Here is a 13,319-nt window from a genome sequence, read left to right on the forward strand (position 1 = left end):
ATCACTTGTCACCATCAAAACCGCAGTGCCCATGCCATGCCGTATCCAGTCCGACATACCGGGCTCCGGCATACCATCCGAGGGAATTGAGGAGCCGGTGTTGCCACGCCACCAACGTGTATGCAATGACAGCGCCTCAGGGGCTGTCATTGCATGGTCGGTTGGATGAACAGCGCACACCCAAGGGCTTGGCCACATGACTCCCCCACCCGAGATCAATCAACTCGCGCTTACACGGGCGTCATCCGCCCTACTCAGAAAACGACAGCCGCCCTCACCAACCCGACGACACCAACAACACCAACTCCCCACCACACCCAACCCCGTAACAGTGAAAACAGATGAACACCCACAGTACAAAAAACGCGACGCCCATCACGTGGAGTGGCAGCGGATGGCCGACTTGATGCAGGCCGCTAGTTGGGAGACATACGACAAGACCCATGACAGGCAAGGAACTGCCTGGAACCAGGAGCAAGTTGAACGCCGCACCGCGGCTCTCGCCCGGAGCACCGAGCGCGTTGTGGTGGATGAAGACGGTGCGTTTTCGGTTCCTCGGTTCAGGCCAGTTCCATGAGGAACAAGGCCGCGGCGGGATTGGCCAGGCCCATCGCCGTAGCGATCCGCTGCGTGCTGGACAGTGCGCCACGGCCCCGCCGACCGTGTGCTCGGCGGGGCCGTGGCACTCCTGTCAGCGATCCTCGCGGAGGGCGACCGCGTACTTCTCCTCGTTTTCGTCGCCTTTCTGTTTCAACACCAGCGTCAGTGTGGTGTGTTCACCGGAGAACCGGACATCGACCGTGGCTGATCTCTCGGGTGGGGCGAAGTCGGCGGTGGCCGGGTGCTGGGCTGCCTTGCCCCAGCGGGCTACCCAGCGCTTCGCTTCGTCCTCCGTGCCGCCATCCGTCGTGGCGAGTTCGGCCAGGTCGTCGGTGTCGCGGGCCTTGAGGCGGGCCAGGACGCGTTCAGTGGTGGTTAGGGTGCCGGGGGTGGGACGGCCGGTGACGGTGAGGTCGAGGTCGGCGGTGCCGTCCTTGACCCGGGCGGGTGTCTTGTCGGTGTTGAGGGCGTCGCAACCGGCGAGCAGCAGCATGGCCGCTCCGGCCAGCCCCACGAACCGGTGTACCCGCCTCAACTGCGCCTGCCCGGACGAATGATGCTCACAGAGGTGATGTCCTTGTTCTTGAGCCACTGGTTGAGGGTTGTGTTGTTCTTGCTGCCGTGTTGGGTGATGCTGACGCTGCCCCGGCTGGCGCCTGTGACGATACCGGCGTGGTTCCACTGCCGGTCAGAGCGGTAGAAGGCGAAGATCACGTCGCCGGCTCGGACGTTGTAACGGGAGATCTCGCGGCCGCCCCGGTAGTTCTTCAGGTGCTGGCGCAGGTTGGCTGCGCCAGCCCACGTGTAACTGTCGAGGCGCTTGGAGCCGATGTTGTTGCGAAACCAACGGGACTGGTTCTTTCGGCCGCCTCTGCGTTGCTGCATCTTGCCGCCCCAATGCAGTGCCTTGGAAACAAAGTTGGCGCAGTCGGTGCGGTAGTCCCACTTGATGCGGACGTTCCGCTTGGCCCAACCTGCGGTACCGCCCGCGTCGGGCGCGGCACGCAGCATGGTGTGCAGCGCGGCGGTTGTCACGGTGGAGGCGGGGACAGGCTCATCGGCCAGCATGCCGTCGGCGTCCAGCTCGATCAGCGGGGCCTCCTCATCCGCTCCGGCGATGTCCTCAACACTCTCCTCAGCGGGTGGCGCCACGCTGGCGTCCCGTACGGCAGCGCTCGTCGTGGGCAGGGTGACCTCGACGGCGGCGTCGTCGGCCTCCATGCGCAGCGAACCGTCGGCGAAGACAAAACGGCCGGACAGCTCACCATCCTCCGGTTCCTGTGTGCCGTCGGTGTGGGTGAGCACGCTGCGCTCGGTCACGGTGCCGCGAACGATCACGGTGTTGTCGGGGCCGGGCCCGGTCAGCACGTCGTCGAAGGCGGTGGCGACCTCTGTGAAGCGGCGTTCGTGGCGGGCGTAAGCCTCACGGCGCCGGTTCAGCTCGGGCAGCTGCTGTGCGAGCAGTTCGCGGAACATCGGGCCGTGCGGGCTGCTCGCGGCTGCCTGCTCGATGGTGGTGTAGGTGCCCTTGAGGATCCCGGCGCGGGCGGCAAAGTAGTCGCGCACCGCCTGGGCGTAGCGCTCCTGGCTGGTGACGGCGGTCGGCTTGACCCCGGTGGACACGGCCGCCTTGGAAGTGCCGTGGCCGGAGGTGGCGGTGACCGTCACGGTGTGGTCGGCGCCGTTGGTCAGGCCGTCGAAGACAGCGCGGGTGTCCTCGGTAGTGGCGCGGGCGACCTCGGTGCCGGCGTGGTGGACGACCACGATGTAGGTGAGACCGTCGGTGGCGGAGCCGAGCTCGGTGGGCGGGTTCCAGGTGGCCAGCAGACCGTGGTCGGCCGGGACAGCTTTGACTTCCTCGGGGCTGCCGGGGGCGCCGGAGGGTATGTAAGAGACCGTCAGCACCGGGCGCAGCGCCGGATCGGTGGCGCGCGAGGAATGATAGACGACGCCGGGCGCCGAGGTCTTTTCGTCGCCGAGTTGGAGGCTCAAGCCGTAGTTGTCGGTCTCGTGCAGCCAGTCCGCGACGAGCGAGCCGAGGTTCAGGTCGGCGAGCGCGGTGGGCAGTTCGTCGTCGGCGAGCAGCGGCTCCTCGTTGGCAGCGGCGGCAAGTGCCTGGCCGCTACGGGTGGGGTCCCACGCCTCGGCGAGGTCGCGTACGGTGGCGGCGGGCTCGGTACAGGAGGCGTCCTCGACTGCTTCGCGTCCGCAGTCGGCGCGGTGCAGCTTCAGCCGGGCGTCGGTGATCCGGGCGCCGGTCGGCACGGCAGACAGATCGGGCTTGAACCAGACGTTCCTCCTCCTGCGTACGGTGCATCGGTGCACGGACACACGCGTCTGTTAGACGGCGGGCTTGCGACACAAGAAGAAGAAGAACGGGGTGAAGATGCCCGCCTTTCCGCCGGCCGCCAGCGCATTCACTGAGCTCATGACGGTCTTCGTGATCTGCCTGGTACTGGGGGGCACCAGTCGAAGGTGCTCGGCTGCCGTGGTCAGTTTGTCCAGAGCGAGACGTCCTGGTGGGCTGAAGAGCAAGTAGCGAGGGTCGCGTTCGCGTCCGGTCAGCGGTAGCCACCAAGGGATCTCCGGATCGCCCGAAACGATCCGGTCCTGGGCTTCAACGAGCTCGAACCCGACTTCTTGCAGTGCCTTGGTGACGAATGAGGTTGAAGGAATGTCGGACAGCGCCGTGCCCCGTTCGATGTCACGCTTCACGCGCTGGTGCTCGGGATCCTCCTTGTCGTATAGCTCGGTCATGCACCAGGCGTAGCCGCCGAAGACGCCGCCGGGGCGCAATACGCGGTATGCCTGCTCATAGACGCCGCGGTGGTCGGGGCTGTGGATGATGGCCTCCACCTCGTAGACCGCATCGAACTCGCCGTCTCGGAATGGCGGTTGCAGGTAGTCTCCCCACACGATCCGGCATCGGTCATCGAGTCCGGCGCTCCGGTTGAGGCGCGTTCCGCGTGCCACTTGTTCCGGACTGATGGTGATGCCGGTGATGGAGGCTTCGGAGAATCGGGTGATGCAACGCATTGGCCCGCCCACGCCGCACCCAAAGTCGGCTGCGCGGACGCCAGGGCCCAAATTGAGCCGGGATGCCAGCCAATGCTCGTGGCGCACGAGGGACGCCCGGAAGGACTCACCTCGACGTCGTGGGGCGAAATGAAATGATTCTCCCCACATGAGTTGGAAGAAGTTGGTGGCAAACGAGTAATACGTCTCCACCATTTGTGCGTACTGCTCCTTGCGGATGGTGTCGCCTGTGGGAGTGTCCGCTTGCATTTCCAGATAGCTGTCGAATCCGGTCACGTTCGTCTCCCCTTTGCTTGCTGCCAGTAAAAAGTTCCTACTTGCCATATCGGCGGTGGCGCTCGCGGTAGGCGGCGAGTGCCTGGAGGAGGTTGCTTTCCTGGATCTCTGGCCAGGGCGTGGCGGTGAAGTACAGTTCTGCCTGGGCTGTCTGCCAGAGCAGGAAACCTGAGGTGCGCAGTTCACCCGACGTTCTGATCAGCAGGTCCAGATCAGGGAGACCCGCCGTGGACAGTCGCTCGGCCAGAAGCCGTTCGAGGACGTCGATGTCGCAATGAGCAGGCAGCCCCAGGGCGAGCAGCTGCCGGGCGGCTGTGGCGATATCGGCACGGCCGTCGTAGGCAATCGCGATGTTCGCAACGAGGCCAAGCGCCCCGGATGTCGCCTCCTGGACCTCGTGTAGCCGGCTCGCCACGGTGTCCGGCAGCATCTCGAGCCGACCGATGATGCGCAGCCGCCAGGGGTGCTGAGCCGACATATCCTGCAGGGTCTCAACGATGACATCGAGCAGCGGCAGCACTTCCTGCGGGTCACGCTGGAGGTTGTCCCTGGACAGGGCCCACAGGCTCACGACAGGAACGCTGGCCTGCTCGCACCAGCTCAGAAACTTCGGCACTTTGGCTGCTCCCGCCCGGTAGATCTCTTGGGGCGGCAACTGCTGGTCCTGGGCCCAACGGCGGTTGCCATCGAGGATGACGCCGAGATGCTGCGGCACCTTCGCCGCCGCGACCGGAACTGGCACGGCAGGCAGCGTTGGGTCGACGGGGTTCATCGTCGCTGCAGACGCATGGACAGTTCATTGGGACGCAGAATGGCTCGTAGCACCGGCTGCACTTGGGCATTGGGTAGGGCGCGCAGTCGCCATCGGGCGATGATGGTGGCCACCATGACCGTTGCTTCGGCCTGGGAGAGGCGTTCGGCGATGCACACCCGACCGCCGCCGCCGAAGGGGATGAATGCGCCTTGCGGCAGTTCGCCCGAACGCTCAGGCAGCCAGCGGTCGGGGTCGAAGGCTTCGGGCTCGGCGTAGACGTCAGCGCGGTGATGGATCATGTACGGGCTGAACATCACCGTCGCATCGGCAGGCAGCTGGTGTCCGGCCAGGGTGGCCGGCCGGGTGGTCTGCCGAGTCAGCATCCAGGTGGGTGGACGGATACGCAGGGACTCGGTCACCACTCGGTATGTGAAGGGGAGCTCTGCGACGTCGTCCCAGGTGGCAGGCCTGTCGCCGAGCACGGCGCGGGCCTCGTCATGGGCCCGCTGCTCCAGTTCCGGGTGCTCGGCGAGTAGTTGGAACGTCCACGCCAGGGCGGTGCCCAGCGTCTCGACCGCGCCAGTGATCAAAATAATGACCTGGTCCTTGAGTTCCTCGCGGGGCAGGGGGTCCCCGTTGTCGTCCGCGGTGGCCACCAGGACCGAGAGCATGTCGCCGTGGTCGACCTGGTCCTCTTCGTAGGCGTCGATGACCATGTCGGCGATCTCCCACATGCGGGCACAGGCTCCGAGGTAGCGCTGTGTGGCCCTGGTGGGCAGGCGGGTAAGGAGGTTGAACGGCGCGACAGTTCGCGTGTACACGCCTTCGGTGATGTCGGCGTAGAGCCTGCTGATCTCGGTGATGACTGCGTCGTCCACAGCCGCGGAGGCTAGGGTGAGCGCGGTGGTCTTGGCGGTCATGGCGAACATCGCGTCCGTGACGTCGACGACTTGCCCATCGCGCCACCTGTCCGTCGCCTCGGCGACGACCTCTCCCGCCACCTTGACGTACAGCGGAAGACGATCATGATGGAACAGTGGGTTCATGGTGCGCCGCTGACGCCGGTGGGTCTCATAGGTCGCAGTAGCGAGCCCATCGCGCAGGTAGTAACGGGCCTTCTCGAATACCGGACCGCCCTTGTCGTACGTGCGGCTGTCCACCACGACCTGGCGCACGGTGCCCGGGTGGGTGGCAACGTACACGGACCGGGGCCCCATACGGATACGCACCAGGTCACCATGGCAGGGTAGGGAGGCGAGAAACTCGAAAGGACGGAAGCGGAACTGCGCAGCATGCCCGAGGACGGGCAGTTGGCCGGGGACCTTGTCGCAGTACGTGTACTCGGGAACCGACTCGGTCGTGCGGGGAACTGCGTTCACTACTCCTGCCACCTCCTGCTTCTGCGCTGATAGGTCAGCGACCCGCTGACCAGCAACTCGATACCGAGCACCCATTGGAGGGCATCCGCAACACTCTGTTCGTCCCCTTCCTCCTCGCGGAGCCGAGCCAACATCTGGGCTCTGCAGTCGTGGAATTGCCAGGCGCGCTCGCGCACGTGTTCCCGGGCCTCGCGCACAGCGTCCTTGATAGGACAGCCATGCTGCCGGGCCAAGATGAGGACCAGATTGTTGCCGTCCTCACGTCCGCGCTCCCTGCGGTAGGACAGCAAGTCGTTGCACCAGCCGCCCAGATCTGCAGCACAGTCCCGCAACTCCGCGGCCGCACGGTCTGTAGGCCGACTCACGCCGTAAACCTTCTCCACCAAATCAAGAAAGAGCGCAGTGGCGAAGGATCCGCGACGCAGCGAAATGAACGTAGGAAGGTCACCGTGGGTTGGTGTGCCGGACATGCGATGCGTCGCCTCTAGATGGCAGGAACGAATGAAGAGCGCGACACCGTCATAGAACTGGCGCTTCCACTCCATTGACATGTTCTTCGTGGTCCGCGGCAACAGGTCAGCCAGGACAGCAAGATGACGTGCAGGCGGTTCGTTCGTGTCCACGGCTCGCAGCACGGCAGCAGGGTCGGACGACGCGGAGGGTGAGGGGCAGAGCCTTCCACTGGCCAGCTTCTCTTCGAAGAGCTGATCGATGATCAGCGTCCAGAGCACCCAGCTGTCGATAAGGACCCGAGCCTCATGACCAGCAAATGGGTATGCAAACGACGAGAACTCACCGATCCGAGTCCTGGCGAACACCTCGCGCGCTGCTGGGAGATCCATCAGCTGATGCTCCATCGCCCAGCACTGCAGCCTGTCATGGGTGGGCTCCACGTCGCTGCTGCGGCATGACGCAAACGGCAGCACAAGACGCACAATGATCCCTCCTATCCAGCGGGCAGGTATTCCCGATGAACTCGAGCCCTTTGCGCGAGGGCGGGAGAACAGTCCTGACATGACCCTTGAGAGGGCTCTCACTCGGGTGTGTTGTGTTCCTGAGGTCCTCCACACGGCCTTCTCCGCCAACGCCCTGCGCTCGCCTTTCACATGACCGGGGACCGGTGACTCGTACAGGCCCACGACGGCTTGCCGCACCGGTCGGCGATCATGTGCTCGACGGTCTGGTGGGCACCTGTGGCTGTGATGAGGGTGCGCTGGGGCGCACTCCGACCCCCTACTCCTCCGGGCAGACGCCTCCCACCGCGAGGTCAGGGATCGAGCTGTCGACTCCCTCGATGACGATCGCGTTGTTGGCTGCGCTGCGAGTGGCAGTGCCGCCTTCTACTTCGCTGCAGCCGGTGAGCGGTTCGCCGCTCAGGGGGCTGGCCTGGCCGGTTTCGACGACCAGGCCATTGGGCCCGCCGAACTCACGTAGCTCAGTGGCCTCGATGCTGGCCACGGCCTCGTTGTCGTCGTTCCGGAAGGTCCAATCATCGTTGGTGTAGCTGGTGGCGTTCAGGGGGCCGAAGGAGCCGGTGCCTTCCATTTCGACCTCGACTCTGCGGATGCTGGGGTCCAGCACCGACAGGCACGGCCCCGAAGCGCTGCCAGTGGCATTGCCGCTGCTGTCAATGTGCACCTCGAACTCGTCGAAGGTGCAGACGAGGGCCTGAGGCTGGGCGGAGGCCGGCGGCGCGGCAACCAGCGCGGCGCCGAGGGTGAGGACGGCCAGTGCTGCGGCCGGTCCACGGACCGAGCAGAGGCGGTAAAGTGCATGATGATTCCCTTCGCCCCGGTTCGCCTACTCCTGCCAGGGACACCGGCGGGCCGGGGGGCGTCGTGGTGCGGTGGATGTCTACGGGCCTGTTGCCGCCCCCGGGCGGAGTGCGGCAGGGCGATGGCCTGCGCGTCGGACTCGCGAACGTCCGCGCCGGACTCTGTTTCAGTCGGCGCTTTCCAACAATCAGGCCAAAAAGGCTGATTGGCAACAACGGTGCAACGGGCTACCCGTGAACGTGTTGAAAGCCGCCGGTACACGGAAGGCAAAACGCCCCTTCCGGGGCACAGCCCACGGTCGGCGACGGCAACGTGAACAAGCTCACCACGGCCGGCATGAACGGACTGACAGTCCTTGGGCATCTATCCGCCAAGGGCGACCTTGCGGTCGACGGCGGCGGGAAAGCGAAACTCACCACCTCCGGCTCCCAACGGACTGATGATCTCAGGAGAGCTGGTCACCACCGGAGTCGCCCTGTTCAAGGACCGAATTGCCGTGTTGGGGATCATCTCCGCCCACTCGAACCTGATGGTCAGAGACGGAGAAGTCCCGGAAGGCAGCAACATCGTGCCAGTGTCTCGTGATCCTGTTTGTGGAACCTGAGGCTGGTTGGCTCGTTGAGTTGAACATGGCCTCTCCTCTGAACAGATGGCGGAACTGCGGGAGTTGGCCGGGTCGCGGGATGTTCCTGCCGATGTGGCGCTTCGCGCACGGATCGTGTTGTGGTCCGGCGAGGGGCGGCGGCGCAAGGACATTGCCGAGCTCGCCGGTGTGGCGCCGCTGACGGTGGACCGCTGCAAGGCCCGTTATGCCGAGCGGGGGCTTGCCGGTTTGGAGGAGAAGCGCCGCGGCGGGCCGCGTACCCAGGTGCCGCCGCAGGTGCGGGCCCGGGTGATCGCTTTGACGAGGATGTCGCCGCCGGCGGATTCCGGCCTGTCGCACTGGTCGACGCGGACGCTGGCCGACCATCTGAAGCGGCGGGAGGGATCTCGGTGTCGTGGCATTACATCGCCCGCATCTGGCGTGAGGAGAATCTGAAGCCGCACCGCTCGGGCACTTTCAAGATCCCGAAGGACCCGGCGTTCGCGGAGAAGGCCGCCGATGTCGTCGGCCTGTACCTGGCCCCGCCCGGTGGCGCCGTGGTGCTGTCGATCGACGAGAAGACACAGGTGCAGGCCCTGGACCGGACCCAGCCGGTGCTGCCGGTGGTCTTCGCGGGCACCGAGAAGCGCACCCACGACTATGTGCGGCACGGCACCACGAACCTGTTCGCCGCACTGAACGTCACGACCGGTGAAGTGCTGGGCGAGTGCAAGCCGAACCGGAACGGCGCGAACTTCCTGGCGTTCATGAAGAAGGCCGTCAAGCCGCATAGGGGCAAGGAAATCCATGTCGTGGTCCTGGACAACCTCTCCACGCATACCACTCCGGACGTGAAGGCATGGCTAGCGAAAAACCCGCACGTCCACTTCCATTTCACCCCCGTCGGGTCCTCGTGGTTGAACCAGATCGAGATCTGGTTCGGGATCATCACCCGGCAATCCATCCGCCGCGGCACGTTCGCGAGCGTCAACGTCCTGGTCAAACAGATCCGCGACTACATCAACTCCTGGAACGAGAACCCGAAGCCCTTCACCTGGACCGCCACCGCCGACGAGATCCTCGCCAAGGTCCGACTCGTCCAGACCACGGTGAAGAATCTCCTCAATAACAACTCGAAGTAACGCAATCAGGATCACGAGACACTAGGAAGGTCACACGGGTCAGCGGCTGATCACGAAGCCGTGCGCGTCCATTTCTGGCTGCTGCTTCCGTTGCAGGTCTGGAGCTCTACGGTGGCCCCGTTGCTTGTGCCGCTTCCGGTGACGCCGAGGCACAGGCCCGACTCGACACCGGTGACGGTGCTGTTGGAATTGAGCGTCCACCGCTGGTTCCCGCCGCCGTTGCACTCCCAGTTCTTGACCGGGGTCCCCGGTGCGGTGCCGTGATCCTGGACATCCAGGCAGCCGTAGTTGGTGAGCAGTTGGCCATCGGGACCGAGCAGCCACTGCTGGTTCTCGCCGCCGTGGCAGTCCCAGATCGACACCGGCGCGCCATCGCTTCGGCCGTTGGCGTCCAGGCAGCGCCCAGATGCCGGGGAGACCAGCTCGAAGGGCGGGCCACTGAGGTAGCCGCGGGTCACGTGCGTACCACTCCCCACCGGCTGCGCCTGGTAGTTGGAGTCACCCACGCAGTCGCTGTACTCGTAGTTGGCGCTGCTCGTGCCGCTCAGACCACCCGAAGCGGTGCTCGTGGGGCCGCCGAAGACCACATCCGAGCGGGGCATGGTCGAACAACTGGCGACACCTGCGTAGTACTCGACGAACCCGCCCTGGGAGGGTTCGAGGTTGCCGCTCCCAGCGGGCACCCTGTAGCTGCCGATGTGCACCGTGGAACCTGTGGTGGTGTCACGCGCGGTCCCGGTCCACGTATCCGGACCCGTACGTTGCACGGTGAGGTGATACGTGTGACCGTACACAGCGTCGAACTCGACCCCGCAGCTCACCCCGTCACCCCCGTCGGCACCCATGCTGCAGTTGGGGTCCGAAGTACTCGCGCCCGCGCCGAAGAGGGAGAAGACACCGCGGAGGCGCTCCTTCCCGTCCTTGTTCAGGCGGGGCTGCAACCCGGTGTAGCCCAACACGTTCTGCTGGAAACTGAACTGCTGGGCAAAGTACGTGCCCACCTGGTGCGCGGTGTCACGGTTGACAGTGATCGGGAAAGTAACGTCCTCCAGACCTCCGGAGGGTGCGCTGGGTATCGACCAGCTGATCGAAACGTTCCCACCCCCGACCGATGCCTCTGCTGTCTGGGGAACTGCCAGCAGCAGCCCGGCAGTTGCTGCAACGAAGGCCATACAGCGGCGCTTTGTGAACACACGCTCTCCCTCTGGTAAGCCAGGCAACTCCCGGCACCTGGCCCAGACTTACCAGGAGAAGGGCCGGGCCACAGCCCCTCTCGCAAGAATTCAGGGGCGCCGCTTCCCATCCAGGCGCGAGGCCTGTGCATTGAACGGCTCCTGGAAGAACACGAGTTCGGCCCCATATGCAGAGAAAGTCGCGCGCCATCGGCCGCGGCAGCGACGACGGTAGCTACGCGGAGCGGGAACTTCCGACTCGGAACCTGGATCAACAACCAGCGCAGCAGAGCCGTCCACCCTCGCACCCGAGCGAGCCCGACAATTCACCATCATCGGCATGCGATGGACCTGACGGGCCGTGATGTGGTCGAAATGTAGCGCCGGCGAGAGTCGGCGGTCGGGGTTAGTTCATTCCATATCCGTTATTCGATGACTAAACGCACGATCATGTAAATGCATCCATTCGGAGTAAGTCACGCGATGCCGAAGCGGGTGTTCGTCAGTCGGGCGCCGCGCTCGGCGGCGTCCGCCGCCACGCCGGCGGATGACAGGCGGACGACGCGTGGTCGCGGTTCACGTTCGACGCGACAGGCGCGCCGGTGACATCCATCACACCGATTTCCGGCACCTACCCCCTCGCTTAGTAGAACCACTCTCGGAGACATAGGGGATTTGTCTGTCTTGTGTCGCATATGTCTCACCCGAGGGCTGATGTCTTTCGGTGCGCCGAGCATGGCTGTCCCACCTCTCAGGACATCGCGGATTCCTGACACGGCGACAGGAATCGAGGGGATCTTCGCGACCCCGAGTCAGCACGCCTCCGCATTCGCCGCAAGGGTCGCCGACCTCTACTAAGCATCTTCGTAGTAACCCTCGTTGCCTCGTTCGCACAACCGTCCTAACAATGGCGGCCCGCAAGGCGTCTCAGCAGCTCAGGCACGGGATTCGTGCCGAGCGACCCCCACTCGGGACGCCCGCGAACACGAGCGAGGTCACGCATGACGAAGCACCGCAAGAAGACGCACTACCGGAAGATCACCATCGCCGCCGTCGCCATAGGCGCCATGGGAATACCCACCGCCGCCATGGCATGCATGGACTGGCGGGAGAACGACAAGGGCGCCCAGTCCTACAGGCAGTGGAAGAACACCTCCGCCGAAAACCGGTGGGCGGACCACGACTCAAGCGGCAAGCCGAGCGCGCAACCGGCGTCGGATGCCTCGAAGGCGCCCGCCGCCTCCCCCACCGCGTCCCCCAGCGCATCGAAATCCGCCACGCCCTCCTCGAGCGCACCGGCCTCCGGCGACACCGCGCGCGTCGTGGAACTCGTCAACAGTGAGCGCAGCAAGGCGGGATGCTCGCCGGTGACCGTGGACGAGAAGCTGACCAAGGCCGCCCAGGACCACAGCAAGGACATGGCGGAGCACGGAACCATGTCGCACACCGGCTCGGATGGCTCGGACGCCGGTGAGCGGATCACGCGTGCCGGCTACAGCTGGAGCACCTACGGCGAGAACGTCGCCTACGGATACTCCACCCCCGCACAGGTCATGGAGGGCTGGATGTCCAGCCCCGGCCACAAGCGCAACATCCTGAACTGCGACTACAAGGAAATCGGCGTCGGACTCGCGCAGCCCGGCAGCTACTGGACGCAGGACTTCGGAACCGCACGGTAACGGCTGTCGCCGCCCGACCGACGGCGGGCACCGCGGCGGTGCCCGGCTCGCGATGCGGGCCGGGCACCGCCGCGGCTCAAGGTCACCCACCTGGATCACCGCAATGGTCCGCCGGCAGCAGGACAGGGAGGAAGGTTCGCCCCCACCGGCCCTCGGCGGGCGCCGAAAAAATCTTGGACCGGTGCTGTTCTTGTGTCGATTCCCGGCCGGCCCGTTCGACCTTGGAGTAAGAAGATCGGAAACCGACCCCGGTATCAAGGAGAGCGAAGATGGCCAAGTACATGCTGATCATGCGGGGCACCGACGAGTCCTTCGCCAAGATGATGGAGACGCCCTTCGAGCAGATGCTCGAGACGATGGGGCGTTTCAACGAGGAACTGATCCGCGCCGGCGTCCTCGTCGCCGCCGAGGGGCTGGACGATCCGGACCAGGGTGTCGTCGTCGACTTCACCGACGAGGCGCCGGTGGTCACCGACGGCCCCTACGGCGAGACCAAGGAGCTGTTCGGCGGCTTCTACCTGCTCGACGTCGCCTCGAAGGAGGAAGCCGTCGAGTGGGCCAAGCGGCTCCCGGCAGGCGCCGGCACAAAGGTCGAGATCCGCCGCGTACCGGGTATCGACGAGTTCCCGCAGGACAACGAGTGGATCATCAAGGAGCGGGCCTGGCGCGAGCGGACCGGCCAGCTCTGATGCACCCCACCACCGACGGCCCGCCGAGCCCCGAAGCGGCACGGCGGGCCGTCGAGGCCGTCTGGCGGATCGAATCCGCACGTATCCTCGGCGCCCTGACCCGCTACACCGGCGACTTCGAACTCGCCGAGGACGTCGCCCAGGAGGCGATCACGGAAGCCCTCGTCGCCTGGGCGCGCGACGGCGAACCGGCCAAACCGGTCAGCTGGCTCCTCGCCGCCGCCCGGCGGCGGG

Annotated in this window: 13 protein-coding genes; 5 read left to right on the forward strand and 8 right to left on the reverse strand. The window is 65.4% G+C overall.

Going from position 1 to position 13,319, the window contains the following annotated elements:
• Window positions 1–691 precede the first annotated feature (691 nt).
• From AOK16_RS19155 to AOK16_RS19185, 7 genes are all read right to left on the reverse strand, one after another.
• Complete coding sequence (locus AOK16_RS19155; RefSeq protein WP_055473442.1) at window positions 692–1,093, reverse strand: hypothetical protein; 402 nt, start codon at window positions 1,091–1,093, stop codon at window positions 692–694.
• Between the two features lie 38 nt (window positions 1,094–1,131).
• A complete protein-coding gene (locus AOK16_RS19160; protein ID WP_157859266.1) occupies window positions 1,132–2,931 on the reverse strand; it encodes an amidase domain-containing protein in 1,800 nt (599 codons plus the stop codon).
• Window positions 2,932–2,940: 9 nt separating this feature from the next.
• The gene (locus AOK16_RS19165; protein ID WP_055473444.1) at window positions 2,941–3,912 is read right to left on the reverse strand and encodes a sterol methyltransferase family protein; all 972 of its coding nucleotides are present in this window, start codon (window positions 3,910–3,912) and stop codon (window positions 2,941–2,943) included.
• 37 nt (window positions 3,913–3,949) lie between these two features.
• On the reverse strand, window positions 3,950–4,684 hold the full coding sequence (uppS, locus tag AOK16_RS19170) for a polyprenyl diphosphate synthase (RefSeq protein WP_055473445.1): 735 nt from the start codon (window positions 4,682–4,684) through the stop codon (window positions 3,950–3,952).
• On the reverse strand, window positions 4,681–6,045 hold the full coding sequence (locus AOK16_RS19175; RefSeq protein ID WP_055473446.1) for a cytochrome P450: 1,365 nt from the start codon (window positions 6,043–6,045) through the stop codon (window positions 4,681–4,683). Before AOK16_RS19175 ends, uppS begins: the two co-directional genes overlap by 4 nt.
• Window positions 6,045–6,980 carry a terpene synthase family protein gene (locus tag AOK16_RS19180; RefSeq protein WP_055473447.1) on the reverse strand — a complete coding sequence of 312 codons (936 nt, stop codon included), beginning with the start codon at window positions 6,978–6,980 and terminating at the stop codon, window positions 6,045–6,047. The genes AOK16_RS19175 and AOK16_RS19180 overlap by 1 nt, the downstream gene beginning before the upstream one ends.
• 298 nt (window positions 6,981–7,278) lie before the next feature.
• A complete protein-coding gene (locus AOK16_RS19185) occupies window positions 7,279–7,683 on the reverse strand; it encodes a hypothetical protein (protein ID WP_157859267.1) in 405 nt (134 codons plus the stop codon).
• Between the two features lie 786 nt (window positions 7,684–8,469).
• On the opposite strand from AOK16_RS19185, the gene AOK16_RS27715 reads away from it, so the two are divergent.
• Both AOK16_RS27715 and AOK16_RS19190 read left to right on the forward strand, forming a co-directional pair.
• A complete protein-coding gene (locus AOK16_RS27715) occupies window positions 8,470–8,859 on the forward strand; it encodes a helix-turn-helix domain-containing protein (RefSeq protein ID WP_205627733.1) in 390 nt (129 codons plus the stop codon).
• A complete protein-coding gene (locus AOK16_RS19190) occupies window positions 8,814–9,545 on the forward strand; it encodes an IS630 family transposase (RefSeq protein WP_205627734.1) in 732 nt (243 codons plus the stop codon). Before AOK16_RS27715 ends, AOK16_RS19190 begins: the two co-directional genes overlap by 46 nt.
• A 50-nt stretch (window positions 9,546–9,595) precedes the next feature.
• Here AOK16_RS19190 and AOK16_RS28515 read toward each other — a convergent pair whose 3' ends face one another.
• The gene (locus AOK16_RS28515) at window positions 9,596–10,717 is read right to left on the reverse strand and encodes an RICIN domain-containing protein (protein WP_398718889.1); all 1,122 of its coding nucleotides are present in this window, start codon (window positions 10,715–10,717) and stop codon (window positions 9,596–9,598) included.
• Between the two features lie 1,001 nt (window positions 10,718–11,718).
• Between AOK16_RS28515 and AOK16_RS19200 the strand changes: the two genes are divergently transcribed.
• The 3 genes from AOK16_RS19200 to AOK16_RS19210 all read left to right on the forward strand — a co-directional run.
• Entirely contained in the window at window positions 11,719–12,396 is a 678-nt protein-coding gene (locus AOK16_RS19200; RefSeq protein ID WP_055473449.1) for a CAP domain-containing protein, read from the forward strand.
• Window positions 12,397–12,665: 269 nt separating this feature from the next.
• Entirely contained in the window at window positions 12,666–13,085 is a 420-nt protein-coding gene (locus AOK16_RS19205) for a YciI family protein (RefSeq protein WP_055473450.1), read from the forward strand.
• Window positions 13,085–13,319 (forward strand): sigma factor (locus AOK16_RS19210; protein ID WP_055473451.1); only part of this gene is annotated, 235 nt, incomplete at its 3' end. The genes AOK16_RS19205 and AOK16_RS19210, both read left to right, overlap by 1 nt.

Source organism: Streptomyces pathocidini, from assembly GCF_001418495.1.
Taxonomy (GTDB): domain Bacteria; phylum Actinomycetota; class Actinomycetes; order Streptomycetales; family Streptomycetaceae; genus Streptomyces; species Streptomyces pathocidini.

Coding starts and splice junctions, on each gene's coding strand:
- AOK16_RS27715 (WP_205627733.1), top strand. CDS start 8,470: ATGGCGGAACTGCGGGAGTTGGCCGGGTCGCGGGATGTTCCTGCCGAT.
- AOK16_RS28515 (WP_398718889.1), bottom strand. CDS start 10,717: ATGGCCTTCGTTGCAGCAACTGCCGGGCTGCTGCTGGCAGTTCCCCAG.
- AOK16_RS19205 (WP_055473450.1), top strand. CDS start 12,666: ATGGCCAAGTACATGCTGATCATGCGGGGCACCGACGAGTCCTTCGCC.
- AOK16_RS19200 (WP_055473449.1), top strand. CDS start 11,719: ATGACGAAGCACCGCAAGAAGACGCACTACCGGAAGATCACCATCGCC.
- AOK16_RS19155 (WP_055473442.1), bottom strand. CDS start 1,093: ATGCTGCTGCTCGCCGGTTGCGACGCCCTCAACACCGACAAGACACCC.
- uppS (WP_055473445.1), bottom strand. CDS start 4,684: ATGAACCCCGTCGACCCAACGCTGCCTGCCGTGCCAGTTCCGGTCGCG.